Source organism: Ancylobacter sp. SL191 (assembly GCF_026625645.1).
Classification (GTDB): Bacteria; Pseudomonadota; Alphaproteobacteria; order Rhizobiales; family Xanthobacteraceae; genus Ancylobacter.
In genome coordinates this window covers 1,685,433-1,700,658 of record NZ_CP113056.1, presented here as the reverse complement: position 1 = coordinate 1,700,658, position 15,226 = coordinate 1,685,433, and the positions used below count along the sequence as shown (strand labels likewise).

Here is a 15,226-nt window from a genome sequence, read left to right as displayed (position 1 = left end):
GTCCGGGCCGTCAGGCGTGACCGGCCTCCGAGGACAGCATGCCCGGATCAATGCCGATCTTGCGCAGCGCCAGCTCATATTTGGCGCCGGCATCGGCGTCGAACACCAGCGAACGGTCCGCCGGGCAGTGCAGCCAGCCATTCTGCTGGATCTCGTTCTCAAGCTGGCCCGGCGCCCAGCCGGCATAGCCGAGCGCCAGCACCGCATTGGCGGGCCCGCCGCCGGCGGCGATCGCCTTCAGAATGTCGAGCGTCGCGGTGAGGCAGATGCCGTCATCGATCGGCAGCGTCGAATCCTGGATGAAGAAATCCGCGCTGTGCAGCACGAAGCCGCGCCCGGTCTCCACCGGCCCGCCCTTCAGCACCCGCACCCCGCCGGCACTGCGCGGCAAATGGATGCGTTCATCCTGCGGGATGACGTCGAGCTGCACGAGCAGATCGGTGAATTTGATGTTGCTGGCGGGCTGGTTGACGATGATGCCCATCGCTCCCTCGGGCGAGTGGGCGCACAGATAGATCACCGCGCGCGCAAAACGCTCGTCGCGCATGCCCGGCATGGCGACCAGCATCTGCCCTTCGAGAAAGGTTCCGCTCGAACCGCCGCCGGAACTTCCACGGCCTTCCCGTCCGATCCACATGTGGGAAAGCGTAAACCTCGCCGGGGCATTTTCAAGCCCCGCCGGGCGTGGCCACCCGCCGCGCCGGAGCCCTCACACGAAAGTGCGGCGCGTCCGCTTTCCATGCGCCGGCCGGCAGGGTATCGCCTCAATCATGGTTGTCCGTCGCGCCCTCCTCACAGCCCTCATCACCGCCGGCCTTGCGGCCACAGCGCCCGCACGGGCCGAAATCGCGTCGGGCTGGTCGGCGCCCTCCGGCACGGCGGTGCGGCTGGTCGCGGCGTCCGAGGGAGGCGCGCTCACCGGCGGCGTTCAGATCCGCCTCACCCCCGGCTGGAAGACCTATTGGCGCTACCCGGGCGATGCCGGCGTGCCGCCGCGCTTCGACTGGTCGGGATCGAGCAATGTCGGCGCGGTCGAAGTGCTCTGGCCGGCGCCCGTGCGTTTCGACGAGGGGGGAAGCCTCTCCATCGGCTACAAGAGCGACGTCACCCTGCCCTTCAAGGTCACCCCGCGCGAGGCCGGCAAGCCGGTCGAGCTGCGGCTCGCGCTCGATTTCGCGGTGTGCGAGAAGATCTGCCAGCCCGCCACCGCCAATGTGACACTCGACGTGCCTGCCTCCGGCGCCGGGGCGCCCTCGCCAACCCTCACCGCCGCCCTCGCCGCCGTTCCGCTCACCGCGACCCTCGGGGCGGGCGCCGCGCCGGCCATCGAGAGCGCGACATTGGAGGGCAGCGGCGAGCAGCGCCGCATCCGCATCCTTGCCCGCGTCGGCGATGCCGGCACGGCCGATCTCTTCGTCGAGGGGCCGGACGACAACTGGGCCCTGCCGCTCCCCGAGCGCAGCGCCGGGCCGGACGGGCGCGCGGTGTTCACCCTGCCGGTCGATGGCGTGCCCTCGGGCGGCGATATCGCGACGACGCTGCTGCGCTTCACCCTCACCGACCGCGCCGGCGCGGTCGAGGTGACGGCCCCGCTTTCCGCTCCCTGATACGGCTTCCCGCGACGCGGGAAATGGCTATTCTACCGTCGCCCGGCCGACCGGCGGCCCGTGCCCGCGGCGGTACGGGCCTGCCGGCTGGCCTGAACGATCCCGCGCATATCCGTCTTCGCGCACGAAAGGAAACACCCATGACGATCAAGGTCGGCGATCAGCTGCCTAGCGCCACCTTCCGCATCGCCACCGCCGACGGGCCGGTGCCGACCTCCACCGAGGAGTTCTTCAAGAACAAGAAGGTCGTGCTCTTCGCGGTGCCCGGCGCCTTCACGCCCACCTGCCACAAGAACCACCTGCCGAGCTTCATCGCCCGCGTGGACGATTTCCTCGCCAAGGGCGTCAGCACCATCGCGGTGACCGCCGTGAACGACCCCTTCGTCATGGAAGCCTGGCAGAAGGCGTCCGGCGCCAGCGACAAGATTGTCTTCCTCTCGGACGGCAACGGTGAATTCGCCAAGGCGCTCGGCCTCGAACTCGACGCCTCGGGCGCGGGCCTCGGCCTGCGCTCCAAGCGCTATTCCATGCTGGTCGATGACGGCGAGGTGCTGATCCTCAATGTCGAGCCGGTGCCGAGCAAGGCCGACACGACCAACGCCGACGTGCTGCTCACGCAGTTCTGATCGCGCCGCCCTGACGCCATCCCGGCCGCGTGCCGGGATGGTTGCGGTGCAGCATCACGCTTACGCGATGATGTCCGGGCAGATCTGGTCCTCAACGAAGCTGATGCGGTCCTTCAGCACCAGCTTGCGCTTCTTGAACCGGGCCAATTGAAGCTGATCGCTGCCAGGCATCTGCTGCAGTGTCGCAATGGCCGCATCGAGATCACGATGCTCCTGCTTAAGGCGCTCGAGGAGAGCCCTCAGCTCGGTTTCCTCATCCGCCGTTATCTGTATCAAACCTTCGACCCGCGACCCGACTCGCTCCGGTCTGCCGAAGCTTGCGGCCGAGTATTGCTGGCCAGGCCAGCCCCTGCAACATCCCCGAACAGGCGACCGCCCATGGTGCGGCGCAGCGCATCGTTTCGTCGACAGATCGCGGCTTGCGTGACACACTCATGACGCTCGTTTCCGAATGACAGGGAGATGCCCATGTCTTTGCAAGCGCATGTCGCGGAACTGGAAAGGCGCCATCAGGCTCTGGAGAAGGAACTGCGTGAAGAAATGACCCGCCCGTCGTCCAACGATGTACGGGTGGCCGATCTGAAACGGCGGAAGCTTCATCTGAAGGATGAAATCTCGCGGCTCAAGGGCGCGACGCTGCATTAAGGCCAAGCCAGTGCCGGTGGCCCCATCCCGATCGAGATGAAGGGCCGCCTTCTGCCGGACGCGAGCATGCCACGCCGCGAAGGTCGAGCAACTTTCGGCGAGAATGCTCCGGGGCCTGCGCTCGCAACCCGAGCGAGCGCGGCCCGTATGGACGGCATGCAGGCCCACCGGACACCCGCCCGCGATCAACGCGAAAGAACTCCGCCGCCGGCCTGACAAGGGCCGGCGGTTCGCGTTTCAGACTCAACCACGGGGACATGACGTAGGGTCGACCAAGGTCGTACGCATTTGAGCGTTCTTGAATACCCGCCCGCGAGCCGTGAAATTGAGGGTAACAGAAGAAAAATCGCCCCTCTGGGAGAACGCCACCATGAGCGCCGCGCCTGCGACCGACCCCGCGCGCCCTCCATCGGGCCGCTACGCCGCCATCCACGCCCGCTCCATCGCCGATCCGCAAGGGTTCTGGCGCGAGGCTGCCGAGGCCATCGACTGGATGGAACCGCCGCGCCGCGTGTTCGATCCCGAAGCCGGGGTCTATGGGCGCTGGTTCGCCGGCGGCATGACCAATGTGTGCCACAACGCGGTCGACCGGCACGTCGCCGCCGGGCGCGGGGCACAGGCGGCGATCCTCTATGACAGCCCGGTGAGCGGCACCCAGCGCACCATCACCTACGTCGACTTGCAGACCGAGGTAGCGACGCTTGCCGGCGTGCTGCGCGCCATGGGTGTGGAGGCCGGCGACCGCGTCGTCATCTACATGCCGATGATCCCGGAAGCCGTGTTCGCCATGCTGGCCTGCGCCCGCATCGGCGCGGTGCATTCCGTCGTGTTCGGCGGCTTCGCGGCGGCGGAGCTGGCGAGCCGCATCGACGATGCCCAGCCGAAGATCGTGCTGTCCGCCTCCTGCGGCATAGAGCCGAGCCGCGTCGTCCATTACAAGCCGCTGCTCGACCTCGCCCTCACCATCGCCACCCACAAGCCGGCGGCCTGCCTGATCTTCCAGCGCCCGCAGGTCGCGGCGAGCCTTGTGCCGGGACGCGATCAGGACTGGGCGACGCGCCGCGACGAGGCCCTCGCGGCGGGGGTGAGCGCCGCCTGCGCGCCGGTGGCGGCGACCGATCCGCTCTACATCCTCTACACCTCCGGCACGACGGGAAAGCCCAAGGGCGTGGTGCGCGACACCGGCGGCTACATGGTGGCGCTGCGCTGGTCGATGGAAGGGCTCTATGGCGTGGCGCCGGGCGAGGTGTTCTGGTCGGCCTCGGATATTGGCTGGGTGGTCGGCCATTCCTACATCGTCTACGCCCCGCTGCTCACCGGCTGCACCACGGTGCTTTATGAGGGCAAGCCGGTCGGCACGCCCGATGCCGGCGCGTTCTGGCGGGTGATCGAGCAGTACAAGGTCGCCGCGCTGTTCACGGCGCCAACCGCGCTGCGCGCCATCAAGAAGGAAGACCCCGAGGGTCTTCTGATGCAGGACTATGACCGTTCCTCGCTGCGCACCCTGTTCCTCGCCGGCGAGCGGGCCGACCCCGACACGGTGGAATGGGCCAAGGCCAGGCTCGGCGTGCCCGTGGTCGATCACTGGTGGCAGACCGAGACCGGCTGGGCCATCGCCGGCAACCCGGTCGGCATCGACCCGCTGGAGGTGACGGTCGGCTCGACCGGCGTGCCGATGCCCGGCTATCAGGTCGACATTCTCGACGAAGGCGGCCATCCCGTCGCCGCCAACCGGATGGGCTCCATCGCCATCAAGCTGCCGCTGCCGCCCGGCTGCCTGCCCACGCTGTGGCGACAGGATGAACGGTTCCGCGAGAGCTACCTCACCGATTATCCCGGCTACTACAAGACGGCGGATGCCGGCTTCTGCGACGATGACGGCCAACTCTTCATCATGGGCCGCACGGACGACATCATCAATGTCGCCGGCCATCGCCTCTCCACCGGCGGCATGGAGGAAGTGCTCGCCGCGCACCCGGATGTCGCCGAATGCGCGGTGATCGGCATTCATGACGAGCTGAAGGGCGAAGTGCCCTGCGGTTTCCTGGTGCTGAAATCCGGCGTCACCCGCTCGCCGGCGCAGATCGAAACGGAGATCGTCGCGCTGGTGCGCGAGCGCATCGGCCCGGTCGCCGCCTTCCGGCTGGCGATCACGGTGAACCGCCTGCCCAAGACGCGTTCCGGCAAGATTCTGCGCGGCACGATGAAAAAGATCGCCGACGCGCAGAGCTGGAACATGCCGGCTACCATCGACGATCCGGCGACGCTGGACGAGATCGCCGCCGTGCTCAGCGCGCGCGGCCTTGCCAAGGTGACAGCGGCGTAGAGAATCTGTTCCGAACGTCATCCCGGCCAAGCGACGCGCAGAGCCGGGATCGCTTCAGAAAGATAGATGACGTCATCCCGGATATGGCCTGCGGCCGTTACGGGATGACGTCATCAGCGGTCGTCGGAGGATCACTCCTCCTCGGCCGCGCTCTTGCGCGAGCCGCCGAGCTTGGCGAACACCGTCTCGAGGTCGATCGGCTCCTCGCGCGGCTTGCGCGACGCGGTGTAGGGCTCGTCGTGAGCGCCAGCGCCGGTGGTGATCTCGGCCGGCAGCAGCGTGGTGCTGTCCTCGACCTGCGCGCCGGCGGGGCGATCCTTGGAGGAGCGCTGAACTTCGATATCGAGGTCGATCTGCGAGCACAGGCCGAGCGTGACCGGGTCCATCGGCGTCAGGTTCTGCGCATTCCAGTGGGTGCGCTCCTTGATCGCTTCGATCGTGGTCTTGGTCGTGCCCACGAGGCGCATGATCTGCGCGTCCTTGAGCTCGGCGTGGTTGCGCAGCAGCCAGAGGATCGCGTTCGGGCGATCCTGACGCTTCGACACCGGCGTATAACGCGGGCCGCGGCGGCGCTTGGGCTCCGGCAGGCGGACCTTGGATTCCTGAAGCTTCAGCCGGTAGTTCGGGTTCTTCTCGGCCTTCTCGATTTCCTCGCGGGCGAGCTGCCCGGTGTTCACCGGGTCGAGCCCCTTGATGCCCTGCGCGACCTCGCCGTCGGCGATGCCCTTCACTTCCAGCACATGCAGCTTACAAAAGTCCGCAATCTGGTCGAAGGTCAGCGCGGTGTTCTCCACCAGCCACACGGCGGTGGCCTTCGGCATGAGGGGGGCGTTCGCCATGGGACGCGTCTCCATCCAATTGGTTCATTCGGTCGCGCAGACTCTCTCACGCGCTCCGCCCACCCCTCGGGGGCGCAGCCTCGGACCGTCTGACGATGACCGGGATGGCGGGAATATAGGCCGGCGCGCGCCATCCTGCAAATGATTGCGTAGACCGCGTGAGGCCATCCGCGCGCAGGCGGCAGCGACGCGACCCGCCAACACTCATAAGCGTTTGATAATAAAGTCCATTTCACTTGTGATAATCCATGCCCGGCCTTGCCGCTGCGGTATCCCCGCCCTAATCTCCCCGCCCGGAACGACGCAAAACGCGGCACGGCAGGGGAGGACAGGATGAGGCGTTGGTTTCTCGCGGCACTCACGGCGGCGACGCTGGGCGCGCTGAGCCCGGCACAGGCGCAGGACGCGGCCCAGCGGCCCGGCCAGCCGGACGTCTCCCGCATCAGCGGCGGCACCTATGAGGTCGACGCCAACCACACGCAGGTGATCTGGTCGGTCGATCATCTCGGCTTCACCCCGCTGAGCGGCATGTTCGGACGGATGAGCGGCACGCTGCTGCTCGACCCCAAGGCGCCCGAGGCGGCCAAGCTCGCCATCACCATCCCGATGGAAGGGCTGGTCGTCACCTCGCCGCGCTTTGCCGAGCATCTCGCCTCCGCCGAGTTCTTCGACGCGGCGAAATTCCCCACCGCGACGTTCACATCCACGCGCGTCACAGTGCGCGGCACCGAGGCGACCATCGCGGGCGAGCTGACCCTGCACGGCGTCACCCGGCCGGTGACGCTCGAGGCGCGCTTCATCGGCGCCGGCTATAACCCCCAGCATAAGGCGGAGAATGTCGGTTTCACCGCCTCCGCCAGCCTGAAGCGCAGCGATTTCGGGCTGGGCGAGGCCGTGCCCATGGTGTCGGACGAGGTGACGCTCACCATCGTCGGCGCCTTCAAGAAGCGGCCAACCTAGGCGGAGGCGACCCTGCCCCGCGCTTGACAGGGCGGGCGGCGGCACCCATGACGGAAGGCGTATTGTCACCGCGCCTCCCCTTGGACGCGCCCCGCTGGACGACGCGATGCCCACCGCCGAGAAACCTCATCTGCGCGTTCTGCTCTGCGCCCCGCGCGGCTTCTGCGCCGGCGTGGTGCGCGCCATCGACGCGGTGGAGCGGGCGCTCGCCCTCTATGGCCCGCCGGTCTATGTCCGGCACGAGATCGTCCATAACAAATATGTGGTCGAAGGGCTGAAGGCGAAGGGCGCGGTCTTCGTCGAGGAGTTGCACGAGGTGCCGGCCGGCACGGCGGCGCCGGTGATCTTCTCCGCCCATGGCGTCGCGAAGTCGGTGCCGGAGGATGCGGCCCAGCGCAATTTCTTCGCCATCGACGCCACCTGCCCGCTGGTGACAAAGGTCCACCGCGAAGCGACCGTGCATCACAAGAAAGGGCGCGAGGTCGTGCTGATCGGCCATGCCGGCCACCCGGAGGTGATCGGCACCATGGGCCAGTTGCCCGAGGGCGCCGTCTCGCTGGTCGAGACCGCCGCGCAGGCGCGCGTTTTCACCCCGCGCGACCCGGAAAACCTCGCCTTCACCACCCAGACCACCCTCTCCATCGACGACACGGCGGAAATCGTGGCGATCCTCAAGCAGCGCTTCCCGGCCATGGTGGCCCCGCACAAGGAAGACATCTGCTACGCCACCACCAACCGGCAGGAGGCGGTGAAGCGCGTCGCCCCGCAGGTGGACGCGATGATCGTGGTCGGCGCGCCGAACTCCTCCAACTCGCAGCGCCTGCGCGAAGCGGCCGAGCGCGAGGGTTGCCGCATCGCCGATCTCGTGCAGCGCGCCAGCGAGATCGACTGGCCCCGCTTCACCGGCATCGCCTCGCTCGGCATCACCGCCGGCGCCTCGGCGCCGGAGATTCTGGTTGAGGAAATCATCGACGCCTTCGCCGAGCGCTATCAGGTCGCGGTCGAGACCGTGTACACGGTGAATGAGGACGTGTTCTTCCCGCTGCCCCGGCAGCTTCGCCCCGACGCCGCCGAATAGGCTCTTCCACACCCGACAGGCACCGATGGCCGTCTATACCGATGTGACCCCGGAAGAGCTCGAAGCCTTCCTCGCGACCTATGAGCTCGGCCGTCTGCGCGCCTTCAAGGGCATCGCGGAAGGGGTGGAGAACTCGAACTATCTGCTCCAGACCGAAGCCGGCAGCTTCATCCTCACCCTCTATGAGAAGCGGGTGAACCCGGCCGACCTGCCCTTCTTCATCGGGCTGATGGAGCATCTGGCCAGCCGGGGCATCGACTGCCCGCAGCCGGTGCGCAATCGCGCGGGCGTCGCGCTCGGCACGCTTGCCGGCCGCCCGGCGCTGATTGCCACCTTTCTCATGGGCACCTCGGTGCGGCGACCGACCGCCGCCAATTGCGCCGCGCTCGGCACGGCGCTCGCCGGCCTGCACAAGGCGGGCGCCGATTTCACCGCGTATAGCCGCGTCAATGCGCTCTCGGTCGCCGGCTGGCGCCCGCTCTATGACGCGGCGGGCGAGCGCGCGGACACCGTGGCGGCGGGCCTGCGCGCGCTGATCGCCGACGAGCTCGCCTTGCTGGAAGGCGCCTGGCCGACCGGCCTGCCGGCGGGCGTCATCCATGCCGATCTGTTCCCCGACAATGTGTTCTTCACCGACGGCCGGCTATCGGGGCTGATCGACTTCTATTTCGCCTGCAACGACCTTCTCGCCTATGACCTCGCCATCTGCCTCAACGCCTGGTGCTTCGAGCCGGACGGCGCCTACAACCTCACCAAGGGCCGGGCGATGATCGCCGCCTATCAGGCCGAGCGGGCGCTGAGCGAGGCCGAGATCGCCGCGCTGCCGGTGCTGGCGCGCGGGGCGGCGCTGCGCTTCCTGCTCACGCGCCTCGTCGACTGGCTCAATGTGCCGCCCGGCGCTCTGGTGCGTCCGCACGACCCGCTGGAATATCTGCGCAAGCTGCGCTTCCACCGCTCCGTCGAGAGCCCGCGCGATTACGGCGTAATGGGGCCTTCGGCGTGAAGACGGCGCCCGGCACCGCCCGCATCTTCGGCGATGACGCCAAAGAGCCGCCCAAGGAGTCGCCGAAGGGCATCGTCGCCATCTGGACCGATGGCGCCTGCTCCGGCAATCCCGGCCCCGGCGGCTGGGGGGCGATCCTGCGCTATGCGGGGACAGAGAAAGAGCTTTGCGGGGGCGATTCCCCGACCACCAATAACCGCATGGAGCTGATGGCGGCGATTTCGGCGCTGGAGGCGCTGAAGCGGCCCTGCACGGTCGACCTGCACACCGACAGCGAATATCTGCGCAACGGCGTCACCAAATGGATGGCCGGCTGGAAGCGCAATGGCTGGCGCACGGCCGACAAGAAGCCGGTGAAGAATGTCGACCTGTGGGAGCGCCTCGAACTTGCCATCGCCCGCCACGAGATCCGCTGGCACTGGGTGAAGGGCCATGCGGGCGACCCGATGAATGAGCGCGCGGACGAGCTGGCCCGCGCCGGCATGGCGCCCTTCAAGGCCGGGCGGGGCATGGGATAAGCGCGCACCGGGGCGGAAAACGCCGTGTGGGAACCGCCCGCTCGATTGACAAGCCCCCCTCCCCTCCGCTATCAGCCGGGCCTCGAATTTAGGTGAAGCTGGCGGATCGGGGCGCGACCATAGGCGCCGTCTCATGCGCAGGCGTATCGATCCGAAGGTTAAGTGTCATGAAGATCCGTAACTCGCTCAAGTCGCTGCTCGGCCGTCACCGCGACAACCGTCTGGTGCGCCGCAAGGGCCGTGTCTACATCATCAACAAGACCCAGAAGCGCTTCAAGGCCCGCCAGGGCTGAGAGCCGGCGCCGGTTTCCGGCGCCTCTGATACGGTTTGAACGCGGCCCTGGTGGCCGCGTTCACGTTTTCTCGGGGTGCGCTCACGCGCGTTGACGAGGGCGCCATCGCTCCTACACTGGAGCCATGCGCGCCCTTTCTGCTGTCTCGCCCCTTGCCGTTGCCCTCGCCGTCTCGCTGATCGGCCTTCCCGCCGCGGCCGAGACGACCGGCCGCGTGCCGCTTCTCCTCATCCAGTCGCCCGCCGCTCCGGCCCCAGACCCTCATGCCACGCCGGGCAAACCGGATGCCGGCACGGATCTGCCGGGCAAGGGCTCGCCCGTCCAAGTCGAGATTCCCAAGGCGAAGGAAGCCCCCGCCGAGGGCGAGGGGCGCAGCACCACCTCCCCGGTCGAGAGCGCCACGAGTGAGCCCGACCGCGCCAAGCGGCTCGATGCCCTGTTCGCGGCGCTGAAGGCGGCACCGGACGAGGAATCCGCCAAGCAGATTGCCGCCCGCATCGACATCGCGCTCACCCCCTCGGGCAGCGACACGGCGGATCTGCTGATGAACCGGGCGGCGCAGGCCACCGAGGCGAAGGACTATGACCTCGCCATCCAGCTGCTCGATGGCGTGCTCGTGGTGGCGCCCGATCATCTGGAAGCCTGGAACAAGCGGGCGACCGTGTTCTATCTCAAGCAGGATTTCTCCGACGCGCTGCTCGATCTGCGTCAGGTCGTGGCGCGCGAGCCGCGCCACTACGGCGCCTGGGCTGGCATCGCCATCATCTGCAAGGAGATCGGCGACGAGAAGCACGCGCTCGAAGCCGCCCGTCAGGCGCTCGCCGCCTATCCCCATCTCGACGAGGTCGGCGAGATGGAAGAGGAACTGTCCCTCACCGTCGAGGGCCGGCCGATCTGACGGGCGCTGAGGCCTATTCGTGTCAGGCCGGTCGTATCAGGCCCGGTCGTAATCGACGAAGCTGAAGGCGAATTCGTCCTTCTCGCCCTTGATCGGCCCCTCGCGATAGGTCTCGCGCCAGTCGGCGGGATCGAAGGGCGGGAAATGCACGTCGCCGTCGGGCCGGCCATGGACCTGCGTCAGCCGCAGCCGCTGCGCCAGCGGCAGGGCCTGCGCGTAGATCTGCGCGCCGCCCACCACCGCCATCTCGTCAACGCCGAGCCTTGCCGCCTCCGCCGCACCCGCCGCCAGCGCCGCCGCCAGCGAGGGCACGACGATGACGCCTTCCGGCGCGGCAAAGCCGGCGTCGCGGGTGATGACCACGCTGGTGCGGCCCGGCAGCGGCCGGCCGATGGACTGGAAAGTGCGCCGCCCCATCAGGATCGGCTTGCCCCAGGTGATGGCGCGGAAGCGCTTGAGATCGCCGGAAATGTGCCAGGGCAATTCCTCGCCGCGCCCGATCACGCCATTCTCGGCGACCGCGACGACGAGGGTGAGCACCAGCCCGCCGGGCGCGCTCACGCCGCACGGCCCTTGAGCTGGGCGAGCGCCGCCTCGGCGGCGGCAAGGCCGGTCAGATGCGCGCCATGAGCGGTGGAATAGGCGTGGGCGGAGACTGCCTCTCCAGCGAAGAAGACACGATCAGCCAGCGCCTGCCGCAGCCTTGCGCGCATATGGGCAAGGCCCGGCAGCGCGCAGCTATAGGCGCCGCCGATCAGCGGGTCCGCCACCCACTCGGTGGTGGCGACGCCCGTCACATGGCGGCGAATGTCGGCGCCGAAGGCGTCCGTGAGGGCGGCAAGGGCGAAATCCTCCATCGCCTTCGGCCCGGCGGCGACGAGCCGGGCGGCATTGTCGCCGGCCAGCTGGCCGATCGCCATCGGCGCTCCGAAGGGATTGAGGGTGAAGTTGATCGGGTGCCGGGCGGGATCGCGCAGATCGAGCGTGTCGATATAGGTGGTTGGCGGCAGGCCGAACACGTCGCGGTCGAAATGAACGGCCACTTTCTCCGCCGCGCCCAGAGGCAGCGCCGCGAAGGCTTCCGCGAGGTCCACCGGCAGATGCGGGGCGAAGGCGAGGCTGCCGCGCGCGATCACCGGGGTCGGCACGGCGATGATGACGGCCCGCGCCGTGAGCCGGCCGCGCGGCGTATCCAGCGCGACACCGGCGCCGGACCAGTCGACGGTCGCGACCGGGCAGTTGGTGAGGATCGGCAGCGCCGGCGCGGCGCGGCGGGCGACCGCCTGGACAAGGTCGCCATAGCCCGTCTCGACCGGGTAGTTTTCCACCGTGTCGGAATAGGCGGCGTAATCGAGAGTCGACACCCGCTCCGCCTCGGTGGCGGCCATCAGCGTCAGCCAGTGGCGGGTCAACCGCAGCCAGGGCGTGGCGGTGTCGATCACCGCGCTCGCGGCGATATCGCGGCCCTCGTCGCCGGCCTGGTGAACGGCGGTGAACATGCCGTCAATGGCCTCCCAGATGGACACACGCTCCACCTCATCGGCCCAACGCTCCCCCAGATGCGTCGCCCGCGCCTGCCGGTTGGTGCGGACCATATAGGGGATGCCGAGTTCATCAGCGGCCTGGCGCAACGGGTTGACCGAAGCCGAATGCAGCCAATGGCAGCCACGATCCCAGGCCACGCCGAAGGTCGAGCTGTCGGTATAGGCCCGCCCGCCGGTGCGCGGCGCGGCCTCCACCACCAGCACATCGACACCGGCCTGATGAAGCCGCGCGCCTGCCGCGAGGCCGGCAGCGCCGGCCCCGACGACGATCACCTCATGATGGCCGCTCACGGAAAGCTACTTCTTGCGGAAGGCATCGAGGCGCACGACCTGCGCGCCCTTGGTCTCGCCATCAGCCTCCGCCTCCGTCGCCGCAGCGGCGGGTTTGGCAGCCTCCGCCTTGCCGGCGTTAGGCTTGGGGGCGTCCGGCTTGGCTGTCTCCTTGAGAGATTCCGCCTTGGCCGCATCCGATTTGGCGGGCTTCGCGGCCGGAACGGGCTTGCCGGCGGCCTCGGCCGGTTTGGCCGCCACCGGGCGCGCGGGCTCCGCCTTGACGGACTCGACCTTGGCGGCGGGGCGCGACGGCTTTGCCTCGCCAGCGGAGGGCGCGCGCGTTGACGGCACCGAGGTGGGGCGCGGGACACCAATCGGTGTCGGCGCCGCCGCCGGGGCAGGTGTGGCCTCGCCCTCCTCGTCGTCCTCCGCCGCGCCCGAAGGCTCGAACTGAAGGCCGAACTTCACGGAAGGGTCGAAGAAGCCCTTGAGGCTGTCGAACGGCACATGCAGCCGCTCGGGGATGCCATTGAAGGACAGCCCGACCTCGAAATAGGCCTCGGTGACGATCAGATCCCAGAACTGATGCTGGAGAACGATCGTCATCTCCTCGGGATAGCGTTCCTTGAGGCGCGGCGAGAGGCGCACGCCCAGGTTCGTCGTGTCGAAGGAGATGTACAGGTGATGGTCGCCAGGCAGACCGTCGCGCGCAACGTCCACGAGGACGCGGCGCACCACGGCGCGCAGCGCGTCCTGAACCAACAAATCATAGCGAATAAGATCGACGCTCATGCCGGCAATGAACCCGATTCCAGCCTCGACCGCCAGCCGGTCCTTGAAAGGAAGTGGAGGCTTCTGTTGCCAGGTGCCTCCGAACCCCGCCTTACAGTGCTACCCGCAAGGACTTATTTCCCAGAGATCAAACCGCTCACGCGGCCTGAGCAACCGGAGCATAGTTGTCGTTGGCAACTATAAGTTTGGTCCGATGACGGCGGTACCATGCCGAGCGAAAGAAAACCCTTTACGCCCTCGTCGATCCTGTTTCGCCCCCGCCGGAACCCACCAGCGTGGGATGGGCTCGGGTGGAGGCGCCGGGTACTGCCCCCGGGTCCGATGGGTTTATTACGATGTCCGTTTATCGCCATAGCCGGCTTGCACCGGCGGAGGGGAATATAGGCGTTCGGGCGGCCGGTTGGAAGGGGGGCGGGCTTGCGTCATCCCGCCCCTTCTGCCGGACAGCGTTTTCACGCCTCCGTCTGGTCGCCATATTGCAGGCGCTCGATCGGCTTGTTGCCGCCCTGCGAGCCCCCGAGCTTCTCATCCAGCTCGGCGATGCGGGTGCGGATCACCTCCATCAGCACCTCGCGCATCAACTCATAGTCGAGCCGCACGTCGGAGTGGGCGCTGCGCAGCGCCTGCCCGTCGCGCAGCACCAAGGCCGGATTCATGTGCGAGCCTTCCACCACGAGGTCGATAGGGTGTGTCGCGTCCTTCTCCAGCAGGTTGAGATGCATGGCGAGGCGATGATGCTCCTTGGCGAGCGCCGTGGTGCTGTCGGTCCGCTCGATAGTGGTGCCGGCAAGCGTCGCCGCCTTGTCGTCCGTGGTCGCGTTGCTGGACATGGGGTCTCCTCCCTCGGTGAATGGTGCGCGCCAAGGACAAGCCGGCGGGGGCTCACGAGGTTCCCCCGATACCGCCGCAGCATGAGGAAGCGGGCGCTTTTGCTGTGTGCGGGGCGCGGCTTGGGCTGCGGCGGAGGCAGGCTTGCGCTATATATAGTGGGTCGAGGCACCACCGGCAGCGATGACGAGAGAGACCATGCGGCAATATCACGAGCTTCTGGAACGCGTGCTGCGCGAGGGCATCCGCAAGGATGACCGGACCGGCACCGGCACGCTCTCCGTGTTCGGCCACCAGATGCGTTTCGATCTCGGCGCGGGCTTTCCGCTCGTCACCACCAAGAAGCTGCACCTGCGCTCGATCATCCACGAACTGCTGTGGTTCCTCGCCGGCGACACCAACATCGCCTATCTCAAGGAAAACGGCGTCTCGATCTGGGATGAGTGGGCCGACGACAAGGGCGATCTCGGCCCGGTCTATGGCCATCAGTGGCGCTCCTGGCCGGACGGCAAGGGCGGCGTGATCGACCAGATCGCGCAGGTCGTCGCCGACATCCGCCGCAACCCGGATTCACGCCGGCTGATCGTCTCGGCCTGGAACCCGACGGATGTGCCGCAAATGGCGCTGCCGCCCTGTCACCTGCTGTTCCAGTTCTATGTCGCCAATGGCCGGCTCTCCTGCCAGCTCTACCAGCGCTCGGCCGATATCTTCCTCGGCGTGCCCTTCAACATCGCCTCCTATGCGCTGCTGACCCATATGGTGGCGCAGGTGACGGGGCTGAAGCCCGGCGATTTCGTCCATACACTGGGCGACGCGCACATCTACACCAACCATATGGAGCAGGTGCATGAGCAGCTCTCGCGCAGCCCGCGCGCCCTGCCGAGCTTGAGGCTCAACCCGGCGGTGGACGACCTGTTCGCCTTCCGCTTCGCGGATGTCGCCATCGAGAATTACGACCCGCACCCGGCCATCAAGGCGCCGGTGGCGGTCTGAGGC

18 protein-coding genes and 1 other RNA gene are annotated in these 15,226 nt (G+C 67.9%); 11 read left to right on the top strand and 8 right to left on the bottom strand.

The window, feature by feature from the left end; translation table 11 throughout:
• Positions 1-10: 10 nt before the first annotated feature.
• Positions 11-637, bottom strand: a complete 627-nt coding sequence (locus OU996_RS07685) for a YqgE/AlgH family protein (RefSeq protein ID WP_267585019.1) — start codon at positions 635-637, stop codon at positions 11-13.
• Positions 638-770: 133 nt separating this feature from the next.
• On the opposite strand from OU996_RS07685, the gene OU996_RS07680 reads away from it, so the two are divergent.
• Both OU996_RS07680 and OU996_RS07675 read left to right on the top strand, forming a co-directional pair.
• Positions 771-1,607 carry a protein-disulfide reductase DsbD domain-containing protein gene (locus OU996_RS07680; RefSeq protein ID WP_267585018.1) on the top strand — a complete coding sequence of 279 codons (837 nt, stop codon included), beginning with the start codon at positions 771-773 and terminating at the stop codon, positions 1,605-1,607.
• Positions 1,608-1,747: 140 nt separating this feature from the next.
• The gene (locus OU996_RS07675; RefSeq protein ID WP_267585017.1) at positions 1,748-2,233 is read left to right on the top strand and encodes a peroxiredoxin; all 486 of its coding nucleotides are present in this window, start codon (positions 1,748-1,750) and stop codon (positions 2,231-2,233) included.
• 60 nt (positions 2,234-2,293) lie between these two features.
• On the opposite strand, the gene OU996_RS07670 is transcribed toward OU996_RS07675, so the two are convergent.
• On the bottom strand, positions 2,294-2,500 hold the full coding sequence (locus tag OU996_RS07670; protein WP_267585640.1) for a YdcH family protein: 207 nt from the start codon (positions 2,498-2,500) through the stop codon (positions 2,294-2,296).
• 201 nt (positions 2,501-2,701) lie between these two features.
• Between OU996_RS07670 and OU996_RS07665 the strand changes: the two genes are divergently transcribed.
• Together OU996_RS07665 and OU996_RS07660 are read left to right on the top strand one after the other, a co-directional pair.
• Entirely contained in the window at positions 2,702-2,878 is a 177-nt protein-coding gene (locus tag OU996_RS07665; protein WP_267585016.1) for a YdcH family protein, read from the top strand.
• Between the two features lie 370 nt (positions 2,879-3,248).
• Entirely contained in the window at positions 3,249-5,204 is a 1,956-nt protein-coding gene (locus OU996_RS07660) for a propionyl-CoA synthetase (RefSeq protein WP_267585015.1), read from the top strand.
• A gap of 131 nt (positions 5,205-5,335) precedes the next feature.
• Here the strand turns inward: OU996_RS07660 and OU996_RS07655 are convergent, their stop codons facing one another.
• Positions 5,336-6,043, bottom strand: a complete 708-nt coding sequence (locus OU996_RS07655; protein WP_267585014.1) for a DUF1013 domain-containing protein — start codon at positions 6,041-6,043, stop codon at positions 5,336-5,338.
• Between the two features lie 333 nt (positions 6,044-6,376).
• Between OU996_RS07655 and OU996_RS07650 the strand changes: the two genes are divergently transcribed.
• The 6 genes from OU996_RS07650 to OU996_RS07625 all read left to right on the top strand — a co-directional run bounded on the left by OU996_RS07650 (position 6,377) and on the right by OU996_RS07625 (position 10,793).
• Positions 6,377-7,003, top strand: a complete 627-nt coding sequence (locus tag OU996_RS07650; protein ID WP_267585013.1) for a YceI family protein — start codon at positions 6,377-6,379, stop codon at positions 7,001-7,003.
• 106 nt (positions 7,004-7,109) lie between these two features.
• Positions 7,110-8,081: a 4-hydroxy-3-methylbut-2-enyl diphosphate reductase gene (gene ispH / locus OU996_RS07645; RefSeq protein ID WP_267585012.1), complete on the top strand. Its 972-nt coding sequence runs from the start codon at positions 7,110-7,112 to the stop codon at positions 8,079-8,081.
• Positions 8,082-8,106: 25 nt separating this feature from the next.
• Positions 8,107-9,084 (top strand): homoserine kinase, encoded by a 978-nt coding sequence (locus OU996_RS07640; RefSeq protein ID WP_267585011.1) that lies wholly within the window; start codon positions 8,107-8,109, stop codon positions 9,082-9,084.
• A 23-nt stretch (positions 9,085-9,107) separates the two neighbouring features.
• Positions 9,108-9,602 carry a ribonuclease HI gene (gene rnhA, locus OU996_RS07635; RefSeq protein ID WP_267585639.1) on the top strand — a complete coding sequence of 165 codons (495 nt, stop codon included), beginning with the start codon at positions 9,108-9,110 and terminating at the stop codon, positions 9,600-9,602.
• 167 nt (positions 9,603-9,769) lie between these two features.
• The gene (gene ykgO, locus OU996_RS07630) at positions 9,770-9,895 is read left to right on the top strand and encodes a type B 50S ribosomal protein L36 (RefSeq protein WP_013167868.1); all 126 of its coding nucleotides are present in this window, start codon (positions 9,770-9,772) and stop codon (positions 9,893-9,895) included.
• Between the two features lie 124 nt (positions 9,896-10,019).
• The gene (locus tag OU996_RS07625; RefSeq protein ID WP_267585010.1) at positions 10,020-10,793 is read left to right on the top strand and encodes a tetratricopeptide repeat protein; all 774 of its coding nucleotides are present in this window, start codon (positions 10,020-10,022) and stop codon (positions 10,791-10,793) included.
• A 36-nt stretch (positions 10,794-10,829) separates the two neighbouring features.
• Here the strand turns inward: OU996_RS07625 and OU996_RS07620 are convergent, their stop codons facing one another.
• From OU996_RS07620 to OU996_RS07600, 5 genes are all read right to left on the bottom strand, one after another.
• Positions 10,830-11,354: a dihydrofolate reductase gene (locus tag OU996_RS07620; RefSeq protein ID WP_267585009.1), complete on the bottom strand. Its 525-nt coding sequence runs from the start codon at positions 11,352-11,354 to the stop codon at positions 10,830-10,832.
• Positions 11,351-12,628: a flavin monoamine oxidase family protein gene (locus tag OU996_RS07615; RefSeq protein WP_267585008.1), complete on the bottom strand. Its 1,278-nt coding sequence runs from the start codon at positions 12,626-12,628 to the stop codon at positions 11,351-11,353. The genes OU996_RS07620 and OU996_RS07615 overlap by 4 nt, the downstream gene beginning before the upstream one ends.
• Positions 12,629-12,634: 6 nt before the next feature.
• Positions 12,635-13,402: an SspB family protein gene (locus OU996_RS07610; protein WP_267585007.1), complete on the bottom strand. Its 768-nt coding sequence runs from the start codon at positions 13,400-13,402 to the stop codon at positions 12,635-12,637.
• A 52-nt stretch (positions 13,403-13,454) separates the two neighbouring features.
• Positions 13,455-13,812: a transfer-messenger RNA gene (gene ssrA, locus OU996_RS07605) on the bottom strand.
• 42 nt (positions 13,813-13,854) lie between these two features.
• Positions 13,855-14,232, bottom strand: a complete 378-nt coding sequence (locus OU996_RS07600; protein ID WP_267585006.1) for a hypothetical protein — start codon at positions 14,230-14,232, stop codon at positions 13,855-13,857.
• A 196-nt stretch (positions 14,233-14,428) separates the two neighbouring features.
• On the opposite strand from OU996_RS07600, the gene OU996_RS07595 reads away from it, so the two are divergent.
• Positions 14,429-15,223 carry a thymidylate synthase gene (locus tag OU996_RS07595; RefSeq protein ID WP_267585005.1) on the top strand — a complete coding sequence of 265 codons (795 nt, stop codon included), beginning with the start codon at positions 14,429-14,431 and terminating at the stop codon, positions 15,221-15,223.
• The last annotated feature ends 3 nt before the right edge of the window (positions 15,224-15,226 follow it).

Excerpts from the sequence above, each read along its gene's own strand:
- OU996_RS07595 (WP_267585005.1), top strand. The coding sequence starts at position 14,429 with ATGCGGCAATATCACGAGCTTCTGGAACGCGTGCTGCGCGAGGGCATC.
- OU996_RS07650 (WP_267585013.1), top strand. The coding sequence starts at position 6,377 with ATGAGGCGTTGGTTTCTCGCGGCACTCACGGCGGCGACGCTGGGCGCG.
- OU996_RS07640 (WP_267585011.1), top strand. The coding sequence starts at position 8,107 with ATGGCCGTCTATACCGATGTGACCCCGGAAGAGCTCGAAGCCTTCCTC.
- ykgO (WP_013167868.1), top strand. The coding sequence starts at position 9,770 with ATGAAGATCCGTAACTCGCTCAAGTCGCTGCTCGGCCGTCACCGCGAC.
- ispH (WP_267585012.1), top strand. The coding sequence starts at position 7,110 with ATGCCCACCGCCGAGAAACCTCATCTGCGCGTTCTGCTCTGCGCCCCG.
- OU996_RS07660 (WP_267585015.1), top strand. The coding sequence starts at position 3,249 with ATGAGCGCCGCGCCTGCGACCGACCCCGCGCGCCCTCCATCGGGCCGC.
- OU996_RS07665 (WP_267585016.1), top strand. The coding sequence starts at position 2,702 with ATGTCTTTGCAAGCGCATGTCGCGGAACTGGAAAGGCGCCATCAGGCT.
- OU996_RS07685 (WP_267585019.1), bottom strand. The coding sequence starts at position 637 with ATGTGGATCGGACGGGAAGGCCGTGGAAGTTCCGGCGGCGGTTCGAGC.
- OU996_RS07625 (WP_267585010.1), top strand. The coding sequence starts at position 10,020 with ATGCGCGCCCTTTCTGCTGTCTCGCCCCTTGCCGTTGCCCTCGCCGTC.
- OU996_RS07675 (WP_267585017.1), top strand. The coding sequence starts at position 1,748 with ATGACGATCAAGGTCGGCGATCAGCTGCCTAGCGCCACCTTCCGCATC.
- OU996_RS07600 (WP_267585006.1), bottom strand. The coding sequence starts at position 14,232 with ATGTCCAGCAACGCGACCACGGACGACAAGGCGGCGACGCTTGCCGGC.
- OU996_RS07680 (WP_267585018.1), top strand. The coding sequence starts at position 771 with ATGGTTGTCCGTCGCGCCCTCCTCACAGCCCTCATCACCGCCGGCCTT.
- OU996_RS07610 (WP_267585007.1), bottom strand. The coding sequence starts at position 13,402 with ATGAGCGTCGATCTTATTCGCTATGATTTGTTGGTTCAGGACGCGCTG.
- OU996_RS07655 (WP_267585014.1), bottom strand. The coding sequence starts at position 6,043 with ATGGCGAACGCCCCCCTCATGCCGAAGGCCACCGCCGTGTGGCTGGTG.